Raw genomic sequence first — 25,983 nt, forward strand, 5'->3', positions numbered from 1 at the left:
TTCCTCCCTTTTCTAACGCGTCAACAAGATGACGCCACCCGCGATCATCGCGATACCGCCCCAATGTGTGGCGGTCAGCTTCTCGCCGAGAAACGCGACGCCGAATATGGCCACCAGCACCACCGAAAACTTGTCGAGCGGCGCGACACGCGCCGCGTCACCAAGCTGCAACGCCCTGAAATAGCAGAGCCACGACGCGCCCGTCGCAAGCCCCGACAAAACGAGAAACGAATAGGTGCGCCTGGAAACGCTTTCGGGTGCCTGCCACCCGCCGGTTGCGATCATGATGCCGGTCACCAGAAACAGGATGATGATCGTGCGCACGAACGTCGCATAGTCGGACGAGACGTTCTCCACGCCGACTTTGGCGAAGATGGCGGTGAGCGCTGCGAAGCCGGCCGACATCAACGCCCAGAATTGCCATGAGGCGGCCATCGTTCCCCTTCCGATCCCTGCTTGCACGCCTGTCCGTGTTAGAACAGAAAATATCGCTGCGCCATCGGCAGGATCGTTGCGGCCTCGCAGGTAAGCAACTCACCGTCCGCACGCACCTCGTAGGTTTCGGGATCGACCTCTACATGGGGCATCGCATCGTTCAGCACCATGGAGCGCTTGGAAATGCCGCCACGCGTGTTTTCGACCGCAACCATCTGCTTTTCGACACCGAGCCTCTCGTGCAGGCCGCTATCGAGCGCGGCCTTCGAGACGAACGTGACCGACGTATTCGCCACCGCCTTGCCGTAGGCTCCGAACATCGGGCGGTAGTGAACCGGCTGCGGCGTCGGGATCGATGCGTTGGGATCGCCCATCGGCGCGGCCGCGATCATGCCACCGACAAGCACCATGTCCGGCTTGACGCCGAAGAAGGACGGGTTCCAGAGGACGAGATCGGCGCGCTTGCCGGTCTCGATCGAGCCGATCTCCTTCGACAGGCCTTGAGCGATTGCCGGGTTGATCGTGTATTTCGCGATGTAGCGGCGAACGCGGAAATTGTCGTTCTCGCCGGTTTCTTCCTTCAGACGTCCGCGCTGGCGCTTCATCTTGTCGGCCGTCTGCCAGGTGCGGATCGCAACCTCGCCAACCCGGCCCATGGCCTGGCTATCCGACGATATGATCGAGAACGCACCGATATCGTGCAGGATATCTTCAGCCGCGATGGTTTCCTTGCGGATGCGGCTTTCGGCGAATGCAACGTCCTCGGGGATCGACGGCGACAGATGATGGCAGACCATCAGCATGTCGAGATGCTCGGCGATGGTGTTGACCGTGTAGGGCCGCGTCGGATTGGTCGAAGACGGAATGAAGTTCTCGAAGCCGCAAACCTTGATGATGTCGGGCGCGTGTCCGCCGCCCGCGCCTTCTGTGTGGAAGGCGTGGATCGTGCGTCCGTCGATAGCGTTAATCGTATCCTCGACGAAGCCGCTTTCGTTCAGCGTATCGGTGTGGATCATCACCTGAATGTCGAACGCATCGGCGACTGACAGGCAGCAGTCGATGGCAGCCGGCGTCGTTCCCCAATCCTCGTGCAGCTTCAGCGCACAGGCGCCGCCGAGAACCATCTCCTCCAGCGCCTTCGGCTGCGAGGCATTGCCCTTGCCCGACAGGCCGATATTCATCGGGAACGCGTCGAAGGACCGGATCATCTGCGCCAGATGCCACGGGCCGGGCGTGCAAGTCGTCGCCAGCGTGCCATGCGCAGGACCGGTGCCACCGCCCAGCATAGTGGTTATGCCCGAATTCAGCGCCTCTTCTATCTGCTGTGGGCAGATGAAATGGATATGCGCATCGAAGCCACCGGCCGTCAGGATCTTTCCCTCGCCCGCGATCGCCTCGGTACCCGGACCGATGATGATGGTCACGCCGTCCTGCGTGTCGGGGTTGCCGGCCTTGCCGATCGAGTGGATGCGCCCGTCCTTCAGCCCGACATCGGCTTTATAGATGCCGGTGTGATCGACGATCAGCGCGTTTGTGATGACCGTGTCCACCGCCCCGTCGGCGCGCGCGATCTGGCTTTGCCCCATCCCGTCGCGGATCACCTTGCCGCCTCCGAACTTCACCTCCTCGCCATAGGTCGTCAGGTCGCGCTCGAGCTCGATGAAGAGTTCCGTATCGGCGAGGCGTACCTTGTCGCCGGTCGTCGGTCCGAACATGCGCGCATAGGCGGCGCGCGACAGGCGGTCAGGCATTGGGTTCTCCTGCGAAGCGATGGTTCTTAAGGGCTTGGGCGCGGCGCGACACGCGGTCATCACATTGCGCACGCTTTCGCCACGAAATGACCCGCGAATGGCCTTGCGCCGAATGAAACCGAGCCAGCGCCCACGCATTGAGGGGCCAGTCGTTCACGGACGGCAATCGTGAGCAAGGGACAGATTCTAAATCGAACCGAAAAGGAAATTCACGATGAAACGCATTATTGGATTGACCACCGCCGCACTGATGAGCGCCTCGATGATTGCCGGCCCCGTGCTTGCGCAGACGAGTCCCGTTCCGGTGCCGAACACGAGCGCCGAGACGGAAACCGGCGGGTCGGGCGGCACCGAAACGATGGAGGCTCCGGCCAGCGCGACGACGCTGCCCGGCGAGGTCGACAGCGACCCAACCGCTTCCATCGGCGGCGAAGCGACCTTCGACGGCGCGCTCGCCGCAATCGAAGGCAATGCGACCGGCATTGCCGCCATCGACACCATGACCGAGGTCGGCAGCATAGAAGTCGTCGAGGTCAACGATCTGGAAGGTGCGGACACCGCAGCGCTCGAAACCGCGACGAGCGAGAACAGCGCGCAGATCACGGAACTTCAGGCGGCACTCGAAGCCAACACGGCCATTTCGACGGCCCTTGAGGCTGAAAATGTCGAGGTTGCCAATGTCGTTGCCGCCGAGACGGCCGCAGATGGCTCGCTCGTCGTTTATGTGCAGTAATTCATAGCGTGACATGAATTGTGGCGGCGCGGGCTTGAACCTGCGCCGCCTTTTTGCGTTAGAACGAGTGCGCTTCGCGGTTGCGAAATGCGCTGGCACGCGCCAGATATGGAAAATCCCCAGACCGACCAACGGACGAACAAGAGACCGAACGACATGGCCATCATAAAGTCCAGAACATTGCCGCGCCTCGCCGTCCTGTTTGCCGGCGCTCTCGTGTTCGCCGCCCCGGCAGCCTTGGCCCAGGGCCTCGACAGCGAAGGCGCGATCGACACGATCGTCGACAGCGAGGTCAAGACCGAACAGCTGAGCGCGACCGAACAAAGCGATCGAGTGATCACCGCGATCGAGGCGACCCTCGATCACGCGCAGATCGTGCGCCGCGCCTTCAACGTCGAAGAGGTCGATATCGTCTTTTTGCCGGAAGTCGGACGAGGCGACAGCGGGATCAGCGAAAAGCGCGAGGAACATGCCGACGAGATCGTCGAATTGCAGCAGGCGATCGAAGGCAGTGCGATTTTCTACCATGCGGTGAATTCGCGTCAGATTCTCGTGCGCGACATCGTCGCGATCGAGTTCACCAACGAGAACCAGACGGCGGCGATCTTCGTCGCCGGCGCAGAGCCGGGTTCGGCCGTTCCCGATGCCGCCACCGACGATCCGGAGACTGCGCCCGACGCGGGGACCGATCCTGAGGAAGCGCCTGCGCAATAGGCTGCCCACTGTTCAGAGCCCGCCCATGATCTTCTGCTGGAAGCCGAAGATCATGCGGGTGCTCCCCACCGGGATCAGCGTCACGTCGCGTTCCTGACCGGGTTCGAAACGCACCGCCGTTCCCGCCGCGATGTCAAGGCGCATGCCACGTGCCGCCTCACGGTCGAAGACAAGACCCTCGTTGACCTCGAAGAAGTGGTAGTGGCTGCCGACCTGTATCGGGCGGTCGCCCGAATTGGCGACCTTGATCGTCACTGCGTCCTTGCCGGCATTCAGTTCGATGTCGCCTGAAGCTGGAATGATTTCGCCCGGGATCATGAACGTCCTCCTGTCAGCCGGCGATGAAGACGAGAACGCCGGTAAAGGCGGTCGCCGCGCCAAGTGCGCGCACGGGGAGATCGCGCTGGTCGAGGCGGGCAAGCGCGACGGCGAGCCAGATGCCGATGGCGTGGAGAAGCGCGGTCGCAATCAGGAAACCCGCGCCATAGACAAGCGCACCCGAATGACCCATTTCGGTGCCGTGGGCATGGCCGTGAAACACCGCGAAAAGCCCCACGAGAATGGCTGCCGGAACGACCGGCAGCTTGACGGACGCTGCGACGAGAAGGCCGATCACGACCACGGAGCCAAGGATCATCGGCTCGACATAGGGCAGAGTCACGCCGGCCAATGCGACGAGAAAGCCGGCCGACATGAAGGCGACGAAGGCCGCCGGCACGGCGAGCACCGACCGGCCGCCGAGCGATGCCGCCCAAAGGCCCACCGCCACCATCGCCAGAATGTGATCGAGCCCGGTGAAGGGGTGCAGGAAGCCCGTCAGAAAGCCGTTTGCGTCATGCGCGCCGTGTCCCGGATGCGCGAAGGCCGGAAAACCGGAAAGAGCCAGCGCGAAGGCGGCGAGAGGCAGACGCTTGAACATGGGGAAGTCCTTCATTTTTGTCTTTCAGCGGATCGGCTCATGGACGGTGACGAGTTTGGTGCCATCGGGAAAGGTCGCCTCGACCTGCACGTCGTGAATCATCTCGGCGATCCCCTCCATGACCTGATCGCGGGAAACGACATGCGCGCCGGCCTCCATCAGTTCCGCGACCGACCGGCCGTCGCGCGCGCCTTCCACGACGAAATCGGTGATCAGCGCGATCGCCTCGGGATGGTTGAGCTTTACGCCGCGCTCCATCCTCTTGCGCGCGACAATGGCTGCCATCGCGATCAACAGCTTGTCCTTTTCCCGTGGCGTCAGATTCATCGCGTCACTTTCAACTTGTCCAAATCTTGGGCAGGCCTGCCTGCCCATTGAGCAGTCTTACGAGCGGCAAAAGTCGCTGGCGCAAGGCATAGCCGTCTTCTGCGACGATTCTGGCAAGAAGCTTGCCAGTCCTGCCGACATTCCAGAAACTTACGCCGCCCGCCTCGCCCGTCAACGCGCGCGCAGGCGCAAGCATTTCTTCCGCGCGGCTGTCGATGAACAAAAGCGTCGCCACGGCACGGCCGCCACCGGCGATCGCCGGATGTGAGAGTTGCGCGGCAACGTCCGGACCGATGCGGAAATCTTCCGCATGGACGAGCCGACCGGCCCGGCGCACGCGCCAGCGATCGTGGAAGATCGCCCGCTCGACACTCTCCCCCATCGCCTGTCGCCCGAAGATCGTCGCTTCGAGAATGAGCGCGCTTGCATCCGCCGCCAGATCGATATCGAGCCTCCGCGACAGGGCCGCGCCGTCGAACAGGATCGTTTCCTGGGGCAGCCAGGAAAGGCGCGCCCCTGTCGCCGCCTTCAGGGCAACCTCGACCTGCGCACGGCCGGAATCTGCACGATAAATCTTCTCGCAGGCTTGCGTGGTCAGACTAAGTGCCGTGTCGGCTGCGGCATCGACCGCCCAGGCGACGCGGTCGCCGCCTGTCAGTCCGCCGGCCGTATTGATCAGAACCGCCTCCAGCGCCGCACTTTCAGGTGCAGGAAAGCGGATCTTGGCCGCGCCCTCCTGAAACAGCCGGTGAAGACGCGTTCGCCCGTCGATCTTCCTGACCGACAGGCGTCCATCTGCGCGCACGCGCTGCATGACCGGAGATTGAAGGGGCAGCATGAGGAGATTCGAATTTCCACGTTAGGGAGCGACAGCGTAACGCTTGCAACCGGCATGCCAAGCCATATCTGGGTGAGACCCGCAAACGGAGATCTTCATGTCCGACCTGTCCGCATTCCCGATCACAAAGCGCTGGCCAGCGCAGCATCCAGAGCGCCTGCAACTTTATTCGCTGCCAACGCCCAACGGCGTGAAAATCTCGGTCGCGCTGGAAGACGCCGGAATTCCTTTCGCTCAACCCGAACAACAAGATTCCCGCCATCATCGATCCGGACGGCCCCGGCGGAAAGCCGCTTGGCCTGTTCGAATCCGGCGCGATCCTCGTCTATCTGGCCGAAAAGACCGGCAAGCTTCTGCCTGTCGATCCGGCCCGGCGCTACGAGACGCTGCAATGGCTGTTCTTCCAGATGGGCGGCGTCGGGCCGATGTTCGGCCAGTACGGTTTCTTCTACAAGTTCGCCGGCAAGGATTTCGAAGATCGCAGGCCCGCCCATCGGTATCGCGATGAATCGAAACGGCTGCTCAAGGTTCTGGACCAACGGCTCGATGGCCGCCAGTTCATTATGGACGACGACTACACGATCGCCGACATCGCCCTCTTCCCATGGGTGCGCGGCATCGACGTGTTTTACGGCGGGCGCGAGGAACTGGGGCTCAACGATCTGCCGAACGTCAACGCCTGGCTCGAGCGATGCATCGCCCGGCCTGCGAGCCAGACCGGTCTCAACGTGCCCAAGCGCGATTAGGCTTGGCCGGTTCCCGCAGTTTGAAAGCTCAGTTCATCCGTGCTGAATTGAGCTTCAATGATTCTGGGCGCCGGCTCGCTTGAAGCCGGCGCGACATAGCACCACATCAGGGCCAACACGATTTCAAGGAGAGCCTCCGAATGTCCGCGATCAAGATCGACAAGAACAATTTCCAGTCAGACGTGCTGCAGGCGGCCGAGCCGGTTGTCGTCGACTTCTGGGCCGAATGGTGCGGTCCGTGCAAGATGATTGCACCGGCGCTCGACGAGATCGCCACCGAAATGGACGGCAAGGTCAAGATCGCCAAGATCAACATCGACGAGAACCCGGAACTCGCAGCCCAGTTCGGTGTGCGCTCGATCCCGACGCTGATGATCTTCAAGAGCGGTGAAGTCGCCGACATGAAAGTCGGCGCGGCTCCGAAGACGGCGCTGTCGTCCTGGATCAGCGGCAACGTCTGATCGTCATTCGATAAATGAAGAAAAAGCCCGGCCAAGCGCCGGGCTTTTTCGTTTCAGGCCGGCAGCGTGCCGTTCTTTTCCAGAACTTCGCCGGCGAGATAAAGCGAGCCGCAGATCAGGATGCGCGGCGAAGCATCCGACCCGTCCCACGTCTCCGCCAGAAGCTTGAGCGCGCTTTCCACCGACGAGACCGGCTCGGCCGACAATCCCGCCTCCATCGCGCGAGCGGCGAGTTCATCATTGGGAACGCCGGCTTCCGAATGCGTCACCGGAACCGTGAAGACATGGCGCGCCATGCCTTCGAAGGCTCGAAAATAGCCGGACTGGTCCTTGGTGTTGATCATCCCCGCGATGAGAAAGAGCGGACGGGGACGCTTTTCCTCCTGCTCGGCCATCGCTTCGGCGATGACGATGCCGGCACCGGGATTGTGTCCGCCGTCGAGCCAGATTTCCGCACCGTCGGGCGCGAGATCGACGAGGTTGCCTTCGGTCAGCCTTTGCATGCGGCCGGCCCAATCGACTTTCTTCATCGCGCGGTCAGCGACACGAAGCGAACCGTCGAAACCGGCCACCTTGATCGCGGCGATGGCGGTTGCGGCATTGGCGTATTGGTGGCGGCCGGGAAGGCGAGGCAACGACAGATCGAGCAGGCCGTCATCGTCCTGATAGATCATCCGCCCGTTTTCCTCATAGGCGATGAAATCCTGACCGTAGACCAGAACCGGACAGCTATTGCGATCAGCCGCGTCGATCAGCACCTCGCGGGCGGCCTCATATTCCTGCGCGCCAATGACGACCGGTTGGCCGCGCTTGACGATACCGGCCTTTTCGACCGCGATCAGTTCGACCTTGTCGCCGAGATAGGCTTCGTGGTCGAGCGAGATCGGCATGATGACGGAGACGGCCGGACGGGCGATCACATTGGTCGCATCAAAGCGACCGCCCAGCCCGACTTCGAGGATCGCCGCATCCGCCGGGTGCTCCGAAAAGAGGACAAAGCCGACGGCGGTCAGGATTTCGAAGACGGTGATGGTGCGCCCGCCATTCGCCTCTGCAACGCGCGAGATTGCCTCGGCGAAGATCGCGTCGTTGACGAGCTTTCCGCCACCCGCTTCTCCCAGCCGGTAACGTTCGTGCCAGTGAACCAGATGCGGCGAGGTGTGGACATGAACCGTGCGCCCGCCCGCTTCCAGCAGGGCGCGTGAAAAGGCGGCGGCAGAGCCCTTGCCGTTCGTGCCGGCGATGTGGATGACGGGCGGCAGCATATCCTGCGGGTTGTCGAGTTTCCCCAAAAGATCGCGGATGCGCTCCAGCGAAAGGTCGAAGCCCTTCGGGTGGAGCGACATCAGCCGCTCGATTTCCTGCTCGGCTGTCAGGAGCGTCATGTTCGGGTTCCGGTGATCAGGCGGCGGTCTTTTCGTCGACCTCTTCCGAAAGGTCGGCGAGCGCGGGAACGGGTTCGAGCGGCGTATGCGTCAGGATTTTCAGCAGACGCGCGATGGTCGCCTTCAGTTCGAGGCGCGAGACGACCATGTCGACCATGCCATGCTCCATCAGATATTCGGCGCGCTGGAACCCTTCGGGCAGCTTTTCGCGAATGGTCTGCTCGATGACGCGCGGGCCGGCAAAGCCGATCAGCGCACCCGGCTCTGCGATCTGGACGTCTCCCAGCATCGCGTAGGAAGCCGTGACGCCGCCAGTCGTCGGATTGGTCAGCACGACGATATAGGGAAGGCCGGCTTCCTTCAGGCGGTCGACCATGACCGTCGAGCGGGCAAGCTGCATCAGCGAAAGGATGCCTTCCTGCATGCGCGCGCCGCCGGAGGCGGCGAAAAGAACGAGCGGGCGCTTCTTCTCGATCGCCGTCTCGAAACCGCGAATGATCGCCTCGCCGGCTGCCATGCCGAGCGAGCCGCCCATGAAGGCGAAATCCTGAACGGTCGCGACGATCGGCAGACCTTCGATGGTGCCGACGCCATTGAGCACGGCGTCGTCCATGCCCGTCTTGGCCTTGGCGTCGCGCAGGCGGTCCGTGTAGCGCTTTTCATCACGGAATTTCAGCGGATCGACGGCAGCCTTCGGGTTTTCGACCGTCTCGTATTTGCCGTCATCAAAAAAGTAGCGCAGCCGTTCCTTGGCCGAAATCTTCATGTGATAGCCGGATGCCGGGATCACATACTGATTGCCCTCGAGATCCTTGTGGAACACCATCTCGCCCGTCTCGGGATCCTTGATCCAGAGATTTTCGGGCATGTCGCGCCGGCCGAGCATCGAGTTGATCTTGGGGCGGACGTAGTTCGTGATCCAGTTCATCGCGGGCCTGTTCTTTTATCTATTCGTCGCGGTTCTATGGGAAATGGGCCGGTCAGCTTGCCTTTGCAAGTCGCGCGGAACGAACGCCCTGCGCCAGACCGGATACCAGCGTCGCGACAGCCTCGGCCGGATCGGCGGTCTTCTCGCCTTTCGGTCCGAGCACATTGGCGACTGCGTTGACGATCGCGGTGCCAACGACGACACCATCAGCCGACGCGCCGATGGCGCGCGCCTGCTCCGCCGTCTTGACGCCGAAGCCAACGCAAACCGGCAGGTCGGTATGGCCCTTGATGCGCGCGACCGCACCGGCAACCTTCGTGGTGTCCGGCAGCGCCGAACCGGTAATGCCGAGCATCGAGACGTAGTAGACGAAACCCGACGTGTTCTCCAAAACCTTGGGCAGGCGCTTGTCGTCGGTCGTAGGCGTTGCGAGGCGGACGAAGTTGATCCCGGCCTTCAGCGCCGGCACGCACAATTCGCTGTCCATCTCGGGCGGCAAATCGACAACGATCAAGCCATCGATGCCGGATGCTTTAGCATCTTCGAGAAAGCGGTCGACACCGTAGATGTATATGGGATTGTAGTAGCCCATCAGGATGATCGGCGTCTCGTCGTCCTCGCGTCGGAAATCGGCTGCCATCGCCAGCGTCTTCTTCAGCGTCTGGCCCGCCTTCAACGCGCGCAGGCCGGCCGCCTGGATCGCCGGGCCATCGGCCATCGGGTCGGAAAACGGCATGCCGAGCTCGATCACGTCGGAGCCGGCTTTGGGCAGCGCCTTCATGATCGACAACGAGGCTTCATAGTCCGGGTCGCCGCCCATGAAATAGGTGACGAGCGCCGGGCGTCCTTCAGATTTCAATGCGGCCATGCGGCGGTCGATGCGGGTGTCGGTCATCGTCAGATCTCCATGCCCATCATCGTGGCCACCGTATGAACGTCCTTGTCGCCGCGACCGGACAAGTTGACGATAATCGTCTTGTCCTTGCCCATCGCCGGCGCGATCTTCATCGCCTGTGCGATGGCATGGGCCGATTCCAGCGCCGGGATGATGCCCTCGGTCTTGGTGCAAAGCTGGAAGGCTTCCATCGCCTCGTCATCCATGATCGGCACATATTCGACGCGGCCGGTGTCGCGCAGCCAGGAATGTTCGGGACCGACGCCCGGATAATCGAGCCCGGCCGAGATCGAGTGGCCGTCCTTGATCTGTCCGTCATCGTCCTGCAGCAGATAGGTGCGGTTGCCATGAAGAACGCCCGGCTTACCCGCATTCATCGAGGCGCAATGCTCGTCGCCCGACAGGCCATGCCCACCGGCTTCGACGCCGATGATCTTCACGTCCGGATCGTCGAGGAATGGATGGAAAATGCCGATGGCATTCGATCCACCGCCGACCGCCGCGACGACGACATCGGGCAGACGTCCTTCCTGCTCCAGCATCTGCGCGCGCGCCTCGATGCCGATCACCGACTGAAACTCACGGACAAGTTCGGGATAGGGATGCGGGCCGGCAGCCGTGCCGATCAGATAATAGGTGTCCTCGACATTCGTAACCCAGTCGCGCAACGCCTCGTTCATGGCGTCCTTCAGCGTGCCGTGGCCGGCCGAAACGGGGTTCACCTCGGCGCCGAGCAGCTTCATGCGAAAGACGTTCGGCTTCTGCCGCTCGACATCCGTCGCGCCCATATAGACGACGCAGGGCAGGTTGAATCGTGCCGCCACCGTCGCGGAAGCGACGCCGTGCTGGCCCGCGCCGGTCTCGGCGATGATGCGCGTCTTGCCCATGCGCCGCGCAAGCAGGATCTGACCGAGGCAATTGTTGATCTTGTGCGAACCCGTATGGTTCAGATCCTCGCGCTTGAAGAAGATTTTCGCGCCGCCGAGATGGCGCGTCAGCCCTTCGGCGAAATAGAGCTTGGATGGACGGCCCGCATAATGCGTCGACAGCGATTTCAGTTCGGCCTGGAATTCCGGATCGACCTTGGCCGCGTTCCATTCGCGCTCGAGGTCGAGGATCAGCGGCATCAGCGTCTCGGCGACGAAGCGACCGCCGAAAATGCCGAACATTCCGTCCTGATCAGGGCCTGTGCGGAAGGAATTGGGCGCGACCGGGCTGTTCATTTCAAGCTGTCTCCTTGGCCATATCGGCGCGTGCGGCGCGAACGGCCGCGAAGAATTCGTCGATCAACGCGGCATCCTTGACGCCCGGCGCGCTTTCCACACCGGAGGATATGTCGATGCCCGGCGGGTTCGCCTGCCGCAGCGCATCGCCGATATTGGCTGCGTTGAGCCCTCCGGAAAGCATGTAATCGATATCGCGGTCAAGCGCGGCGAGCAGGCTCCAGTCGAACGAAACGCCGTTGCCGCCGGGCAAGTCGGAACCTTTAGGCGGCTTGGCGTCGAACAGGAACCGGTCTGCGACGCCGCGATAGGGTTCGATACGCGCAAGATCGTCCAGCGTACTGACCGCAAACGCCTTGATGACCGGCAGGCCATAGCGCGCCTTGACCTCGGCGACACGTGTGGGCGTTTCCTTGCCGTGCAACTGGATGATGTCAGGCGACATTTCGGAAACGATGGCGTCGAGCGCGGCATTATCGGCATCGACCGTCACCGCCACGGCCTGCGCCCTGCCGCGCGCGGTTTCGCGCAGGCGACCGGCCTCGGCCGGCGCGACATGGCGCGGGCTCTTTTCGAAGAAGATGAAGCCGATATGCGACGCGCCGCCCGCCAGCGCAGCGTCTACCGCCGCACGCGTTTTCAAGCCGCATATCTTGGTATCGAGTGTCATAGGACGGCAGGTGCCACGAAAACACGGCGAAGTCGAGGAGGAGCTACCCGAACCCGATCGCCTGCAATGCGCCGCCATTTTTCTTCAGCCACGCGCGGGCCTCGTCGGTGCGCGGGCAAAGCTCGCGGCACAGCGCCCAGAATTTCGGGCCGTGGTTCATTTCCTTCAAATGCGCGACCTCGTGGGCTACGAGGTAGTCGATGACCGTTTTCGGGGCCATCATGATGCGCCAAGAAAAGGAGAGCGTTCCGTCCGACGTGCACGAACCCCAGCGGCTCGTCGTGTCCTTGAAGCGGATCGCCTTGGCTTTCCGGCCGACGCTCAGCGTATGCTTTTCGACCAGTGAGATGATGTCGCGCTTGGCCTCTTTCTTCAGAAAATCCGCCAGCCGCCGGGGCAGATGACGCTCGTCGCCATGGACGATTAGCGCCGGTTCGCCTTCGATTTCGCCAAGGCTCACCGTTCCGCGACCGGGTTGGTGGACGATCAGATGCGGGACACCGCGCAGAGGCAGGCGCACGCCGGTCTGCAGCGTCGCATCGCCCGGCAGTTTCGCCAGCCGCGTTTCGAGCCAACCGGCATGACGGTCGAGAAACTTGTCCACCTCGCGCGGTGCGACGCCCGGCGGGATGGTGATGCGCAGCCCCTTGCCGCCCGCGTCGATGCGCAGCGTCAGCCGCTTGGCCCGCGCATTTTCGACGATGCGTAAAGGAAGGGTCCGCCCCGCGACACGGTGATCGCGAATGATCGGCGCGGCGGGAGCGCGGGGTCGGGAGCGAAGAAGGCCAAGCACCATGACGTCAGTCTAGACGATTCGAGATTTGCGCGGGAGCGCAACCGTTGCAAACAAAAACGGCGCCGCGTGGGCGGCGCCGTGGTCTGTGGTTTCAAGCCGGCGATCAGGCCGGGTTGAGGATTTCGCCGTTCTGCGGCTTGTCCGGCGTGTTGCGCGAGCGGTTGGACATGAAGCGATCGAACTCTTCCTGGTCCTTGGCGCGGCGCAGTTCGCGCAGATAGTCGTCGAACTCGGTGCGCATTTCGTCGAGCTTGCGGCGCTCTTCTTCCATGCGGGCGAGTTCCTTCTCGCGCCAGTCGTCGAAGGCGACATTGCCCGTGCGCGGCGCATGCGTGCGATAGGCACCCTTGCGGCAGGAGTTGAAAAATCCGTCCGTGGCGCGGTTCATCTCGCTCTTGAAACCGTCGAGACGGTCGCCCCAGATGATGTAGGCAAGCATGGCGAGGCCGAGCGGCCAGAACACCATGAAGCCGATGACCATCAAGGCGATGGTAGCTGGCGTCCATGCAGGACGGATCAGTGCGGTCTTCGTCATCGTCACCCGTTCCTTTCCCGGTGGCTGGCAGCCGTCATGGCTGCTTCAACGCAGATGGGAAAGCGCCGAACCCACTTCAAGAAAAATCGGACGCGATCAGGGTTTTGCGCGGCGAGCTGCCGCAGCCTTGTCGAGCAGGAAGACGGCAAGCCCGGCAAGAAGACCCCAGAACGCCGCGCCGATGCCGGCAACCGCCACGCCCGATGCGGTGACTGCAAAAGCGACGATTGCGGGCAGGCGTTCTGCCGGATCGGCCATCGCAAGCGCCAACGCGTTCATGAGCGGCCCGAGCAGTCCGATCCCGGCGACGAGCAGGATCAGGCTTTGCGGCAGAACGTCGAAAAGTGCGACGACGGAAGCGCCGAAGATCGCGAAGATCACATACCAGAGCGCGTAGAACGGCCCGGTCAGCCACCGCTTCGTCGGATCAGGATGCGCGTCTGGATCGGTGCAGATCGCAGCCGAGATGGCCGCGAGGTTCGTCGTCAGCGCGTTGAACGGCGCGGAGATCAGCGAGAAGAAACCGGTCGTTGCGATCAGCGTGCCCGCCGGCGGCTCGTAACCTGCCGCACGCAGGACCGCGATACCGGCAAGGTTCTGCGAAGCCATGGTGACGAGATAAAGCGGCACGGCAAGGCCGATGAAGGCGGCGACGGAAAATTCAGGCGTCGTCCAGACCAGCGTCGACATTTCGAAAGCGGGCAGCGTTCCGACGCGGCCAAGCGCAAAGGCGAGCATCACGCCGCCGATCAGAACGACGAGAACGGACAGCGCCGGATTGACAAGGCGTATGATGAAAAAGGCCACGAGCAGCGGCAGGACCAAAACCGGGTCTGCACCTGCCGCCCGCGCCGCGCCCATGACGAAAGCGACGACGATGCCGGCAAGCATGCCGGACGCGACCGAGGACGGGATCAGCGCGACGAGGCGCGTCAGCGGGCGCACGAGACCGGTCAATGTCAAAAGCACCGCTGCGCCGACGAAGGCACCGACCGCCTCGCCCATGGTGAAGCCGGCGCTCGCGCCAATCAGCGCCGCGCCTGGCGTTGACCATGCGGTGATGACGGGCATGCGTGTCCACCACGACAGGATCAGAGTTTCAGCCGCCTTGGCGAGGCAGACAGCCGTGACCATGCTCGCCGTCTGGGCCTGCGTGGCACCAACGGCGGTTGCCGCCGCAATGACCAGAGCCAGCGTGCCGCCGAAACCGACGACGGCCGCGACAAAAGACGAAACGACGACCGAAAGCCGCATCAGGCGGAAATCCGCTCGACCAGCCCCTGCGCCGCTTTCACGATCAGCGCGATGTCCTGCGGTCGCGACAGCCGGTGATCGCCGTCCCTGACCAGCGACAGCGTCACATCGTCGGCGGGCAGATGCTCGACGAGCTTCAGCGCGTGCGTGTGCGGCACGTCGGGATCGGCAAGGCCCTGGATGATCGTCACCGGACAATGCGTGTCGATAATGCCGTCCAGAACGCGGTTCGCGCGTCCGTCCTCGAACAGCGCGCGCGTATAGATGTTGGGTTCGGGCGAATATTCGGATGGCTCTTCCATGTAGCCTTTCGTTTCGAGGTCGCGGCGATGAGCGTCGGTCAGTTCCGGCTCCATCAGCTCGACCGTAAAATCGGGTGCGGGCGCAAGCAGCAGGAGCGCGCCGACGCGGTCCCCCTCGCCGGCCTTTTGCAGTTCCTGCACTATGCGCAACGCGATCCACGCACCCATCGACGAGCCGACGAGAATTTGCGGCCCTTCGCTGAATCGACGGAAGATTGCAAGGCTTTGTTCGAGCCATCGCGAGATCGTGCCATCGGCAAAGTCGCCGCCCGATTCGCCATGGCCGGAATAGTCGTGTCGCAGGAAGGCATAGCCGTTTTCACCGGCCCATGCGTCGAGCGCTTCCGCCTTCGTGCCCATCATGTCGGAACGATAGCCGCCGAGCCAGACGAGACCGGGCGATCGCCCGGGCCGGTGGCGCAAGGCGATGTCGATTCCGTTGACGTCAAGATGCTGCGGCGCGGCGTCCGTCATGTTCTCTCCTTGATCCGGCGGCGATTTGCGCCATCTGATAGCATGAGCGGGGCAGATCGCCAGTTTTTCGCCAGCCCAGTGATTTTTTGCCCGTATCGTGTTATTGACACGCGCTATCGAGGGGCGCATGCCAGCGCCCGCGCAAAAATGACATCCTGAACGTCAATGATTTGAGGAGACTACGACCATTCGCAGACCGTTCAAAGCCGCGGCGCCGACCAAAGAAGGCCCGCGCTCCAACCGCGACATCCGTGTACCGCAGGTACAGCTCATCGATGCAGAAGGCCTCAACCGTGGCGTCGTGTCGATCAATGAAGCCCTGATCCTCGCCGAGGAAGCAGGAATGGATCTCGTGGAAATCTCGCCGAACCAGACGCCTCCCGTCTGCAAGATCACCGATCTCGGCAAGATGAAATATGCGAGCCAGAAAAAGGCCGCAGAAGCCCGCAAGAAGCAGAAGACCATCGAGATCAAGGAGATCAAGATGCGTCCGAACATCGACACGCATGACTATGACGTCAAGATGCGGGCCGTTCGCCGCTTCTTCGACGAAGGCGACAAGGTCAAGCTGACGCTGCGTTTCCGTGGCCGCGAGATGGCGCATATGGAACTGGGCATGAAACTGCTCAACCGCGTGCGCGAGGAAGTCGCCGAGATCGCAAAGGTCGAGGCCGAGCCTAAGCTCGAAGGCCGCCAGATGATGATGGTGCTGGCGCCGCGCTGATCTTGCGACGCTCCCTGTTGCTTCCCGTGTGACGGATTTGCCATGAGCGACGATCAGGTTTCCAGTCTGGCGCGTTTTCAACGAATGCGCCGGCTCGTTCTTGCGATCCTGATCGTCTCGGCATCTCTGGTTCTCATGATCGTGCGATCCAGCCTCTCCGAGCGCGCGCACGAATTCGTCGAAGCCTTCGGCCTCGGGCTGATTGGCGCGGCGATCCTCGGAAGGCTCTGGTGCACCGTGCATATCGGCGGGCGCAAATCCGCGCAGGTCGTCGACAGCGGACCGTATTCGATCAGCCGTAATCCGCTCTACGTCTTTTCCGCAATTGCCGCCGTGGGCGTCGGTGCGCAGACGGGAAGCTTGGTCGTCGCGGCGTTTTTCGGCGTGGCGACCGTCGCGGCGTTCCATATCGTCATCTTGCGCGAGGAGCGTTTCCTGTCGGAAAAATTCGGCACGGAATATGCCGACTATCTGGCGCGCGTTCCGCGTTTTTGGCCACGTTTTTCCATCTACAGCGATGTGGAAACGGTCGTGGCACGCCCTGCCCTTCTCTATCGCACCCTGTCGGACGGGCTGGTCTTCTTCCTCGCCGTTCCCGCCTTCGAGAGCATCGAATGGGCGCAATCGGCCGGTTACCTGCCGGTGCTGCTTCGTCTTCCATAAGCCGCGCAACAGCCTGTTGCGCTTTCAGGCGGTCTTCTGTATAGACCGCGCGTTCATGAGCCGTCCGGCAGGGCATGCCGTGTCGGCTCGTAATGCTTAGAAGCTCAACTCGAATATCGAGCGAAGCGAGAAGCGGCCGACTGGCCGCCGTCGGTTTTCCGACGCCTCGCGGAGCGGCCGGTGCAAGCCGGTACGCGTGAGCACATCAAAACGGAGAAGCAAAATGCCCAAGATGAAGACGAAGTCTTCGGCCAAGAAGCGGTTCAAGATTACCGCTTCCGGCAAGGTCAAGGCGGCTGCCGCAGGCAAGCGCCATGGCATGATCAAGCGTTCCAACAAGTTCATCCGCGACGCACGCGGCATGATGGTTCTGGCCGAGCCCGATGGGAAGAAGGTCATCAAGAACTATCTGCCCAACGGCGGCGGCCTTTGAGCCTTCGGACCCGATTTTAAGGAGATCATGACATGGCACGTGTCAAAAGGGGCGTAACGTCCCACGCCAAGCACAAGAAGGTTCTGAAGGCCGCCAAGGGCTTTTACGGCCGTCGCAAGAACACCATCCGCATCGCCAAGCAGGCGGTCGAGAAGTCGCTGCAATACGCCTACCGCGATCGCAAGAACCGCAAGCGCAATTTCCGCGCCTTGTGGATTCAGCGCATCAACGCGGCGGCTCGCGAGCACGGCCTGACCTATGGCCGCCTCATCGACGGCCTCAACAAGGCCGGCATCGAAGTCGACCGCAAGGTTCTTTCCGATCTGGCGATCCACGAGCCGGCGGCGTTCGCCGCTCTCGTCGCCAAGTCCAAGGGTGCGCTCGAGTACCTCAAGGACAAGACGCCGGGTGAGTTTGAACGCGCGGTCGCCTGAGCCAGCGCTTCCCAAACCCTGCAAATTTGATAATTGGGAACCCGCGCTGGAGACATCCTGCGCGGGTTTTCGCATTTTGAGGCGGATCGTGATCGCACGGGCGACATTGACGATGAACGACGCACGGCGCCTGCTCGACGAGAGCCGGGGCAAGCGCATCTCGTCGGCGCGCGTCAGGAACCGGACCGTCTGGATCAAGCATTTCGACGCCGAGGCGCGGCCGTTTCTCAAGCGCATGCACGCGCGGCTTTCGCGCTTTGCCCCGATCACCACGCTACGCGCGTCTCCTTATGCCGATGCGCCGTCGATTCTCGATCGCGAGACGCGCAAGACCGCCGCGTTCAAGGCAGCCGGTTTCCCGGTGGCCGAGATCCTGCATGCGGGCGACAACGCCCTGATCATGAGCGACGCCGCGCCATCGGTTTCGGAGGAACTCGCGCGGCGACGGCAGTACAACCTTCAAGAACATGACGCGCTTCTGATCGAAATGGCCGAGACGCTGGCCCGCGCGCATATGGCCGGCCTGTGCCATGGACGCCCGCATCCGCGCGATCTGTTCCTGACCGACGATGGCCGCATCGGCTTTCTCGATTTCGAGGAAGAACCCGAGGCCGTCATGCCGCTGGAGGCCGCGCAGGCGCGTGACGCATGGCTCATTTTCATGCATGTCGGCGGACGCGGGATGCTTCCCGAAACCGAGCAGCGCGCCGTCGGAGCCTATGTTGATCGCGCGCCGGCCCAGACCGTGAGCGAACTTCGCCGTTTCGTGCGCTTCTTCACATTACTGACGCCGGTTCTGAAGGCACTACGGCCTATCAAGCTCGGCAATGACGGCAAGCGCGCGCTCGCCACGACAGAACTCTTGCGCAAGGCGCTTCCCGCCGCAGCGCACCGAAAGACCAGCGGCACGCCCGCAAATACCACGGATGATACTCGATGACCGACCTTCAAGACCTTGAACGTTCAACGCTCGACGCCGTCGCGTCCGCCACCGACGAGGGCGCGCTCGAAGAGGTGCGCATTTCGGCTCTCGGCAAGAAGGGTTCGGTCTCGGAGAAGCTGAAGACGCTGGGCTCCATGAGCCCGGAAGAACGCCAGACGATGGGACCGGCGATTAACGGGCTGAAGCAGCGCGTCAGCGACGCCATCAACGCGCGCAAGAGCGAGTTGCGCGATGCGGCGATCGATGCTCGTCTTGCCGCGGAAACGCTGGACGTGACGCTTCCCGTTCGCCAGTCGCCGGCCGAGCGCGGGCGCATTCACCCGATCAGCCAGGTGATCGACGAGATCACGGCAATTTTCGGCGATCTCGGCTTCGCCATTGCGGAAGGTCCCGATGTCGAGACGGACTACTATAATTTCACCGCGCTGAACTTCCCCGAGGGCCATCCGGCGCGCGAAATGCACGATACGTTCTTCTTCCAGCCGAACGAGGCCGGTGAGCGGAAGCTTTTGCGCACGCATACGTCTCCCGTGCAGATCCGCACGATGGAAACGCAGAAGCCGCCGATCCGTATCGTCATTCCTGGCAAGACCTACCGGCAGGATTCGGACGCCACCCACTCGCCCATGTTCCATCAGGTCGAGGGGCTGGTGGTCGACAAGACGGCCAACGTCGCCAACATGAAATGGGTGCTCGAAGAATTCTGCAAGGCGTTCTTCGAGGTGCCCCAGGTGAAGATGCGGTTCCGCCCGTCCTTCTTCCCGTTCACCGAACCGTCGATGGAGGTCGACATCCAGTGCGATCGTTCGCGCCCGGGCGAAGTGCGCTTCGGCGAGGGCAATGACTGGATGGAGATTCTCGGCTGCGGCATGGTGCATCCGAACGTTCTGCGCGCCGGCGGCCTCGACCCGGACGAATATCAGGGCTTCGCCTGGGGCATGGGCATCGACCGTATCGCCATGCTGAAATACGGAATGCCGGATTTGCGTGCCTTCTTCGACGCCGACGTGCGCTGGCTGTCGCATTACGGCTTCCGCCCGCTCGACATGCCGACGCTGTTCGGAGGGTTGTCGAGCTAGGGATCGACGCTCTCTTCTTGTGAAAGGTGCGTACCAATGACGCTTCACACAGGGTCCTGCCGTTGCGGCCTGATCGCGCTCGACGCTTCGGCCGAACCGACCTTCCGCTCCTATTGCCACTGCCGCGACTGCCGCAAGCAGACCGGTGCGCCGGTCATGGCATTTGTGGGGTTTCGCGACGAAGATTTGACGTGGCACGGCGAACCGAAGACGTGGCGAGCGGGCGGCGTGACGCGCTCCTTCTGCGAGCATTGCGGCAGTCAGATCGGCTATCGCGACGAACGGCTGCCCGGTGAAATCTATCTTTCGCTCGGCTTCATGGACGACCCGGAAAACTATCCGCCGACACTGCATGCTTTTATCGAGCGGCAATTGCCGTTCCTCCACATCGAAGACGACCTTCCGCGCTACAAGGGTTTTTCCGTCGAGCGCTGACGCACAATTGGACATGAGAAGATGAAATTCACGCTTTCCTGGCTCAGGGACCATCTGGAAACCGAGGCGACGCTCGAAGACATCTGCGAGCGGCTGACGATGATCGGCCTTGAGGTCGAGGCCGTCGATGACAAGGCTGCGCTGAAGCCTTTCGTGATCGCGAAAGTGTTGAGCGCGGTCCAGCACCCCGACGCCGACAAATTGCGCGTCCTGATGGTCGATACGGGCGACGGCAAGCCGGTTCAAGTCGTTTGCGGCGCACCCAATGCGCGCGAAGGTCTGATCGGCGCATTTGCAGCGCCGGGCTCCTACGTTCCGGGCATCGACGTGACGCTTTCCGTCGGCAAGATCAGGGGCGTCGAAAGCCACGGCATGATGTGCTCGGAGCGCGAGTTGCAGCTTTCCGACGAACATGACGGCATCATCGACCTGCCGGCCGACGCGCCTGTCGGAACACTCTTCGCGACCTATGCCAAGCTCGACGATCCGGTGATCGAGATCAATCTGACGCCGAACCGGCCGGACGCGACGAGCGTTTACGGCATTGCGCGTGATCTGGCCGCCTCCGGGCTCGGCACGCTGAAGACCGGGCCGGTTGAACCTGTCGCCGGGTCGGGCGCAACGCCGGTCAAAGTGACGATCGAAGCGCCCGATCTTTGCCCCGGCTTCGCGCTGCGGCTCGTGAAGGGCGTGACGAACGGCCCCTCTCCGAAATGGATGCAGCAGCGGCTGATCTCGATCGGCCTTCGTCCGATCAACGCGCTTGTCGACATCACCAATTACGTCACCTTCGATCGCGGCCGTCCGCTGCACGTTTTCGACGCGGCCAAGGTCAAGGGCGATCTCACCGTGCGCTCGGCGCGCGAGGGCGAAAAGGTGCTGGCGCTTGACACGCGCGAATACACGCTGAAGCCGGGCATGTGCGTCATCGCCGATGAAAACGGCGTCGAATCCATTGCCGGCATCATGGGCGGCGAGCATTCGGGCTGCGACGAGAATACGACCGACGTCCTGATCGAATCGGCCCTCTGGAACCCGATCAACGTGGCCCAGACGGGCCGTGCGCTCGGCATCATCACCGATGCGCGCTACCGTTTCGAGCGCGGCGTCGATCCCGAATTCATGGCACCGGGGATCGAACTTGCGACACAGTTCGTGCTCGACATCTGCGGCGGAACGGCAAGTGAAACGCAAGTCACGGGCTATGACGAATATACCGCGAAGCATATCTCGATGCCGGTTTCCGAGGTCAAGCGCCTGACCGGGCTGGACGTTGCGAAAGACGAAGCCATCTCGATCCTCGACCGGCTGGGCTTTGCATCACAGGACAAGGGCGAGGCGATCGAGGTCGCGGTGCCGTCCTGGCGGCCGGATGTCGACGGCAAGGCGGACATCGTCGAGGAGGTCATGCGCATTTATGGTGTCGACAACATTGCGCCGCAGCCGCTGCCGTCTTTCGGCGCGGTCAACGGCAAGATGCTGACGCCGATCCAAATCCGCACCCGCGCTACCAAGCGAGCGCTCGCCGTGCGCGGCATGATGGAGGCCGTCACCTGGTCGTTCATCCCGGCCGCGCATGCCGAACTGTTCGGCGGCGGGTCGGACGCGCTGAAGCTCGCCAACCCGATCGCGGCGGACATGTCCGACATGCGTCCCTCGCTTCTGCCGGGACTGATCGCAGCCGCGCAGCGCAATGCCGATCGTGGGCTCAGTGACGTGGCGCTGTTCGAAGTGTCGGGCACCTATGAAAGCGATGCAGCCGACGGCCAGCGTCGTGTGGCAGCCGGCATTCGCCGCGGCACGGCGAAGCTCGACGGCGCGGGTCGCAACTGGGCCGGAAATGCCGGTCCCGTCGGCGTCTTCGACGCCAAGGCCGACGCCTTCGCCGCGCTTGAAGCGGCCGGTGCGCCGGTCGACAAGTTGCAGGTCGAAGCCGGCGGACCGGCCTGGTATCATCCGGGCCGTTCGGGCACGATCAAGCTCGGACCGAAGATGATCCTCGGCACGTTCGGTGAATTCCATCCCAAGACGCTTGAGGCGCTCGACGCGTCCGGTCCGCTTGCCGGCTTCGAAATCTTCCTCGATGCGATCCCCGAGCCAAAGGCGAAGGCGACACGCACCAAGCCGAAGCTGGAATTGTCGCCCTTTCAGGCGGTGAAGCGCGACTTCGCCTTTGTCGTCGACAAAGGCGTCGAGGCGGCTGCGATCGTCAAGGCCGCGTCCGGCGCCGACAAGAAGCTCGTTTCCGACGTGCGCGTCTTCGACATTTTCGAGGGGGCGTCCCTTGGAGCCGACAAGAAGTCCGTCGCTATCGAGGTCGCGATCCAGCCAGCCGAACGCACCTTGACCGACGAGGATTTCGAAGCGCTGGCCGCGAAGATTGTCGCCAATGTCGAAAAATCGACCGGCGGCACGCTGCGGACATAAAGGCGTTCAGGCCGGGATGACGCCCGTCGTCCCGGCCACCACTCCAGCGCCGTCAAGACATCGCCATCTTCTGCTTCGATGAGTTGGCCTGAAGCACGCGGCGTGGGGACGCGGACGGGCGGGTAGAAAAATCTGTGCCGCCATATAAATCTTCGGCCGCAACGCTTCTGAAATATTTCAACTCGACATTTGACGTGATCGATAGATCAATGCGGGTGACGGTAGAGATTCGGGAGATGGAACGCTGAAGAACAAGATCTGGGCTGTCGTCGGACTTTGCGCCGTCGCCTTTTCGATCTGGCTTCTGGCCGAGGAATTGCGCGGAACCTCGTTCGACGAGTTCTGGGACAGTTTCGTGGCGATTTCCACGCGCGACTGGTGCCTCGCGGTCGTCGCCACGCTCGGCGCTTATGCAGCACTCGCCGGCTACGACCACCTCGCGCTGATGCATTTGAAGCGCAGGGTCGGCTGGCTGTTCATCTCACTGTGCTCTTTCACCACTTACGCGCTCGCGCACAATATCGGCGCGTCGGTCTTTTCGGGCGCGCTCGTGCGTTACCGCGCCTATTCCTCGAAGGGGCTGACCGCTTCGGAAATCGGTTTCCTCGTCGCGTTCTGCTCTTTTACCTTTGCGCTCGGCACGCTTTTGCTCACCGCGATCGTGCTCCTTATCAAACCCGACATCACCGAGCGTTTCTCCGACGTTCTGCCCGTCAAGGCGTCGACCATGACCGCGCTCGCGATCCTCGCTTTGATCGCCATCTATGTGATTGGAAGCTGGCTCAAGCTGCGCCCGCTCAAGGTCGGCTCGTTCGAACTGACCTATCCGCGCCTGCCCATCGTATCGCGCCAGCTCGTCATCGCGCCGCTCGAACTCGCTTGCGCAGCCGCGATCGTTTATTTCGCGCTGCCGGAAGCCGGCAATCCGGGCTATTTCATTATTTTGGGCATCTTCCTCGTCTCCTTTTCCGTGGCGCTGATCAGCCATGCGCCCGGAGGTATCGGGGTTCTCGAACTCGTCTTCATCACCGGCCTGCCGGACATGGACCCGGTCGACGTTCTCGCCGCGCTGTTCGTGTTCCGGCTGCTCTACCTGATCATCCCGCTTATCGTGTCGCTTTTCGTCGTGCTCGGCTTCGAACGCGCGCAGCTTGCCGGCAAGGCGGAGACGTCCTGACCGGACAATGCGGTGGATTGATTTTCAGGACCGGCTTGCGTCCCAAATTGCCCCTTCTTATATACGCCGCACAGCTGCGACGGCGCTTTCCGAAGCGTTCGGGCGCGGTACTCTTCAACGAACAGGGGCCGTCGAACGGAACGCCTCACAGGGTCCAAAGACGGCCTGCTAAGCGGAGACAAGAAAAATGGCTAAAGTAATCGGTATCGATCTTGGCACGACAAATTCGTGCGTCGCCGTCATGGACGGCAAGGACGCCAAGGTGATCGAAAACGCCGAAGGCGCGCGTACCACGCCTTCCATCGTCGCCTTCACCGGTGACGGCGAGCGCCTCGTCGGCCAGCCGGCCAAGCGCCAGGCGGTCACCAATCCCGAAAATACGCTCTTTGCGATCAAGCGCCTCATCGGCCGCACCTTCGACGATCCGACGACGCAGAAGGACAAGGGCATGGTGCCCTACAAGATCGTCAAGGCGGGCAATGGCGACGCCTGGGTCAAGGCGAGCGACACCGATTATTCCCCCTCGCAGATTTCCGCGATGATCCTTCAAAAGATGAAGGAAACCGCCGAATCCTATCTCGGCGAGAAGGTCGAGAAGGCCGTCATCACGGTTCCGGCCTATTTCAACGACGCCCAGCGCCAGGCCACCAAGGACGCCGGCAAGATCGCCGGTCTCGAAGTGCTGCGCATCATCAACGAGCCGACCGCTGCCGCGCTCGCCTACGGCCTCGACAAGAAGGACGGCAAAACCATCGCCGTCTACGATCTTGGCGGCGGTACGTTCGACATCTCGATCCTCGAGATCGGTGACGGCGTCTTCGAGGTGAAGTCGACGAACGGCGACACCTTCCTCGGCGGCGAGGACTTCGACATGCGCCTCGTCGAATATCTCGCGGGTGAGTTCAAGAAGGAACAGGGCATCGATTTGAAGGGCGACAAGCTGGCCCTCCAGCGCCTGAAGGAAGCTGCCGAAAAGGCGAAGATCGAACTGTCCTCCTCGCAGCAGACCGAAATCAACCTGCCCTTTATCACCGCCGACCAGACCGGTCCGAAGCACCTGACGATGAAGCTGACGCGCGCGAAGTTCGAAAGCCTCGTCGATGATCTCGTCCAGCGCACCGTCGGCCCCTGCAAGGCGGCTCTCAAGGATGCTGGCCTTAATGCGGGTGAGATCGACGAAGTCGTCCTCGTCGGCGGCATGACGCGCATGCCCAAGGTGCATGAAGTCGTGAAGCAGTTCTTCGGCAAGGAGCCGCACAAGGGCGTCAACCCGGACGAAGTCGTCGCCATGGGCGCGGCCATTCAGGCCGGCGTTCTACAGGGCGACGTCAAGGACGTGCTGCTGCTCGACGTAACGCCGCTGTCACTTGGCATCGAGACGCTGGGCGGCGTGTTCACGCGCCTCATCGACCGCAACACGACGATCCCGACCAAGAAGTCGCAGACCTTCTCGACAGCCGAAGACAATCAGTCGGCCGTGACGATCCGCGTGTTCCAGGGCGAGCGCGAAATGGCCGCCGACAACAAGGCGCTCGGCCAGTTCGACCTCGTCGGCATTCCGCCCGCACCGCGCGGTGTGCCGCAGATCGAAGTCGCGTTCGACATCGACGCCAACGGCATCGTCAACGTGTCGGCCAAGGACAAGGGCACCGGCAAGGAGCACCAGATCCGTATCCAGGCATCGGGTGGACTTTCCGACGCCGACATCGAGAACATGGTCAAGGACGCCGAGGCCAACGCGGATTCGGACAAGAAGCGCCGTGCCGCCGTCGAGGCGAAGAACCAGGCCGAAAGCCTGATCCACTCGTCCGAGAAGTCGCTGAAGGACTATGGCGACAAGGTCTCGGCCGAGGACAGGCAGGCGATCGAAAATGCGATCACCGACCTGCGCACCGCCGTCGAAGGCGATGACGCCGACGACATCACGGCCAAGACGACCACGCTTGCCGAAGTGTCGATGAAGCTCGGTCAGGCCATGTACGAGGCCAGCCAGGCGGAAGCTGCCGAAGCCGACGCCAAGGCGGATGCCGAAAAGAGCGGCGAGGACGTCGTGGACGCGGATTTCGAGGAAATCAACGACGACGACGACAAGAAGAAGTCCGCCTGATCTTATCCGGCGAATTGTCGAAACCCGGCTCAAGGCCGGGTTTCTTCGTTTTTGATGCGAATTGTTGCCGAAATGCGCGTGGCCACGCGCACGCGCTATGGCATAGGAGCGTCGGGCTTCCTAAATCGAACCGAGTTGATTGCCCGTCCGGCATGGACGCGAAGGCAGCCCGTCG

28 protein-coding genes and 1 pseudogene are annotated in these 25,983 nt (G+C 62.5%); 14 read left to right on the top strand and 15 right to left on the bottom strand.

Annotated elements, in window-relative coordinates; all coding sequences use genetic code 11:
- Positions 1–12 precede the first annotated feature (12 nt).
- Both ACX82Z_RS16975 and ureC read right to left on the bottom strand, forming a co-directional pair.
- The gene (locus tag ACX82Z_RS16975; RefSeq protein ID WP_459590180.1) at positions 13–435 is read right to left on the bottom strand and encodes an EamA family transporter; all 423 of its coding nucleotides are present in this window, start codon (positions 433–435) and stop codon (positions 13–15) included.
- A 38-nt stretch (positions 436–473) separates the two neighbouring features.
- Positions 474–2,186 (bottom strand): urease subunit alpha, encoded by a 1,713-nt coding sequence (gene ureC / locus ACX82Z_RS16980; RefSeq protein ID WP_459590181.1) that lies wholly within the window; start codon positions 2,184–2,186, stop codon positions 474–476.
- Positions 2,187–2,400: 214 nt separating this feature from the next.
- On the opposite strand from ureC, the gene ACX82Z_RS16985 reads away from it, so the two are divergent.
- Complete coding sequence (locus ACX82Z_RS16985) at positions 2,401–2,919, top strand: hypothetical protein (RefSeq protein ID WP_459590182.1); 519 nt, start codon at positions 2,401–2,403, stop codon at positions 2,917–2,919.
- A 156-nt stretch (positions 2,920–3,075) separates the two neighbouring features.
- Positions 3,076–3,633, top strand: a complete 558-nt coding sequence (locus tag ACX82Z_RS16990; RefSeq protein ID WP_459590183.1) for a hypothetical protein — start codon at positions 3,076–3,078, stop codon at positions 3,631–3,633.
- A gap of 12 nt (positions 3,634–3,645) precedes the next feature.
- On the opposite strand, the gene ACX82Z_RS16995 is transcribed toward ACX82Z_RS16990, so the two are convergent.
- The 4 genes from ACX82Z_RS16995 to ACX82Z_RS17010 are packed head-to-tail and all read right to left on the bottom strand — an operon-like array spanning position 3,646 to position 5,717.
- Positions 3,646–3,951 (bottom strand): urease subunit beta, encoded by a 306-nt coding sequence (locus ACX82Z_RS16995; protein WP_459590184.1) that lies wholly within the window; start codon positions 3,949–3,951, stop codon positions 3,646–3,648.
- 13 nt (positions 3,952–3,964) lie between these two features.
- Complete coding sequence (locus ACX82Z_RS17000) at positions 3,965–4,552, bottom strand: HupE/UreJ family protein (RefSeq protein WP_459590185.1); 588 nt, start codon at positions 4,550–4,552, stop codon at positions 3,965–3,967.
- Between the two features lie 24 nt (positions 4,553–4,576).
- Positions 4,577–4,879: an urease subunit gamma gene (locus tag ACX82Z_RS17005; RefSeq protein ID WP_459590186.1), complete on the bottom strand. Its 303-nt coding sequence runs from the start codon at positions 4,877–4,879 to the stop codon at positions 4,577–4,579.
- A gap of 10 nt (positions 4,880–4,889) precedes the next feature.
- Positions 4,890–5,717 carry an urease accessory protein UreD gene (locus ACX82Z_RS17010; RefSeq protein ID WP_459590187.1) on the bottom strand — a complete coding sequence of 276 codons (828 nt, stop codon included), beginning with the start codon at positions 5,715–5,717 and terminating at the stop codon, positions 4,890–4,892.
- Between the two features lie 97 nt (positions 5,718–5,814).
- On the opposite strand from ACX82Z_RS17010, the pseudogene ACX82Z_RS17015 reads away from it, so the two are divergent.
- Together ACX82Z_RS17015 and trxA are read left to right on the top strand one after the other, a co-directional pair.
- Positions 5,815–6,463, top strand: a pseudogene (locus ACX82Z_RS17015) (glutathione binding-like protein).
- Positions 6,464–6,603: 140 nt separating this feature from the next.
- Positions 6,604–6,924, top strand: coding sequence for a thioredoxin (gene trxA, locus ACX82Z_RS17020; RefSeq protein ID WP_459590188.1), 321 nt, complete (start codon positions 6,604–6,606; stop codon positions 6,922–6,924).
- Between the two features lie 53 nt (positions 6,925–6,977).
- On the opposite strand, the gene ACX82Z_RS17025 is transcribed toward trxA, so the two are convergent.
- From ACX82Z_RS17025 to ACX82Z_RS17065, 9 genes are all read right to left on the bottom strand, one after another.
- Positions 6,978–8,309 (bottom strand): bifunctional folylpolyglutamate synthase/dihydrofolate synthase, encoded by a 1,332-nt coding sequence (locus ACX82Z_RS17025; RefSeq protein ID WP_459590189.1) that lies wholly within the window; start codon positions 8,307–8,309, stop codon positions 6,978–6,980.
- Between the two features lie 16 nt (positions 8,310–8,325).
- Positions 8,326–9,237, bottom strand: a complete 912-nt coding sequence (gene accD / locus ACX82Z_RS17030; RefSeq protein ID WP_459590190.1) for an acetyl-CoA carboxylase, carboxyltransferase subunit beta — start codon at positions 9,235–9,237, stop codon at positions 8,326–8,328.
- A 52-nt stretch (positions 9,238–9,289) separates the two neighbouring features.
- The gene (gene trpA / locus ACX82Z_RS17035; protein WP_459590191.1) at positions 9,290–10,132 is read right to left on the bottom strand and encodes a tryptophan synthase subunit alpha; all 843 of its coding nucleotides are present in this window, start codon (positions 10,130–10,132) and stop codon (positions 9,290–9,292) included.
- 2 nt (positions 10,133–10,134) lie between these two features.
- Complete coding sequence (gene trpB, locus ACX82Z_RS17040; RefSeq protein WP_459590192.1) at positions 10,135–11,355, bottom strand: tryptophan synthase subunit beta; 1,221 nt, start codon at positions 11,353–11,355, stop codon at positions 10,135–10,137.
- 1 nt (position 11,356) lies between these two features.
- Positions 11,357–12,025, bottom strand: a complete 669-nt coding sequence (locus tag ACX82Z_RS17045; RefSeq protein ID WP_459590193.1) for a phosphoribosylanthranilate isomerase — start codon at positions 12,023–12,025, stop codon at positions 11,357–11,359.
- Positions 12,026–12,068: 43 nt separating this feature from the next.
- Positions 12,069–12,821: a M48 family metallopeptidase gene (locus ACX82Z_RS17050; RefSeq protein WP_459590194.1), complete on the bottom strand. Its 753-nt coding sequence runs from the start codon at positions 12,819–12,821 to the stop codon at positions 12,069–12,071.
- A 103-nt stretch (positions 12,822–12,924) separates the two neighbouring features.
- Positions 12,925–13,356, bottom strand: a complete 432-nt coding sequence (locus tag ACX82Z_RS17055; RefSeq protein WP_459590195.1) for a DUF2852 domain-containing protein — start codon at positions 13,354–13,356, stop codon at positions 12,925–12,927.
- Positions 13,357–13,452: 96 nt separating this feature from the next.
- Positions 13,453–14,610 (bottom strand): benzoate/H(+) symporter BenE family transporter, encoded by a 1,158-nt coding sequence (locus ACX82Z_RS17060; RefSeq protein WP_459590196.1) that lies wholly within the window; start codon positions 14,608–14,610, stop codon positions 13,453–13,455.
- Positions 14,610–15,386 carry an alpha/beta hydrolase gene (locus ACX82Z_RS17065; protein ID WP_459590197.1) on the bottom strand — a complete coding sequence of 259 codons (777 nt, stop codon included), beginning with the start codon at positions 15,384–15,386 and terminating at the stop codon, positions 14,610–14,612. The genes ACX82Z_RS17060 and ACX82Z_RS17065 overlap by 1 nt, the downstream gene beginning before the upstream one ends.
- Positions 15,387–15,573: 187 nt before the next feature.
- Between ACX82Z_RS17065 and infC the strand changes: the two genes are divergently transcribed.
- From infC to dnaK, 10 genes are all read left to right on the top strand, one after another.
- Positions 15,574–16,110 (top strand): translation initiation factor IF-3, encoded by a 537-nt coding sequence (gene infC, locus ACX82Z_RS17070; protein WP_459911846.1) that lies wholly within the window; start codon positions 15,574–15,576, stop codon positions 16,108–16,110.
- A gap of 42 nt (positions 16,111–16,152) precedes the next feature.
- Positions 16,153–16,773 carry a methyltransferase family protein gene (locus ACX82Z_RS17075; RefSeq protein ID WP_459590199.1) on the top strand — a complete coding sequence of 207 codons (621 nt, stop codon included), beginning with the start codon at positions 16,153–16,155 and terminating at the stop codon, positions 16,771–16,773.
- 223 nt (positions 16,774–16,996) lie between these two features.
- Positions 16,997–17,206, top strand: a complete 210-nt coding sequence (gene rpmI, locus ACX82Z_RS17080) for a 50S ribosomal protein L35 (protein WP_252911496.1) — start codon at positions 16,997–16,999, stop codon at positions 17,204–17,206.
- A gap of 32 nt (positions 17,207–17,238) precedes the next feature.
- Positions 17,239–17,640 carry a 50S ribosomal protein L20 gene (gene rplT, locus ACX82Z_RS17085; RefSeq protein WP_459590200.1) on the top strand — a complete coding sequence of 134 codons (402 nt, stop codon included), beginning with the start codon at positions 17,239–17,241 and terminating at the stop codon, positions 17,638–17,640.
- Between the two features lie 112 nt (positions 17,641–17,752).
- Positions 17,753–18,580 (top strand): BUD32 family EKC/KEOPS complex subunit, encoded by an 828-nt coding sequence (locus ACX82Z_RS17090; protein ID WP_459590201.1) that lies wholly within the window; start codon positions 17,753–17,755, stop codon positions 18,578–18,580.
- Positions 18,577–19,662 carry a phenylalanine--tRNA ligase subunit alpha gene (pheS, locus tag ACX82Z_RS17095; protein ID WP_459590202.1) on the top strand — a complete coding sequence of 362 codons (1,086 nt, stop codon included), beginning with the start codon at positions 18,577–18,579 and terminating at the stop codon, positions 19,660–19,662. The genes ACX82Z_RS17090 and pheS overlap by 4 nt, the downstream gene beginning before the upstream one ends.
- Positions 19,663–19,698: 36 nt before the next feature.
- The gene (locus ACX82Z_RS17100) at positions 19,699–20,097 is read left to right on the top strand and encodes a GFA family protein (protein ID WP_459590203.1); all 399 of its coding nucleotides are present in this window, start codon (positions 19,699–19,701) and stop codon (positions 20,095–20,097) included.
- Positions 20,098–20,118: 21 nt separating this feature from the next.
- Complete coding sequence (gene pheT / locus ACX82Z_RS17105; protein WP_459590204.1) at positions 20,119–22,524, top strand: phenylalanine--tRNA ligase subunit beta; 2,406 nt, start codon at positions 20,119–20,121, stop codon at positions 22,522–22,524.
- Between the two features lie 244 nt (positions 22,525–22,768).
- Complete coding sequence (locus ACX82Z_RS17110; protein ID WP_459911847.1) at positions 22,769–23,701, top strand: lysylphosphatidylglycerol synthase domain-containing protein; 933 nt, start codon at positions 22,769–22,771, stop codon at positions 23,699–23,701.
- A gap of 187 nt (positions 23,702–23,888) precedes the next feature.
- The gene (dnaK, locus tag ACX82Z_RS17115; protein ID WP_459590205.1) at positions 23,889–25,808 is read left to right on the top strand and encodes a molecular chaperone DnaK; all 1,920 of its coding nucleotides are present in this window, start codon (positions 23,889–23,891) and stop codon (positions 25,806–25,808) included.
- The last annotated feature ends 175 nt before the right edge of the window (positions 25,809–25,983 follow it).

This window comes from Aliihoeflea sp. PC F10.4 (assembly GCF_054612275.1).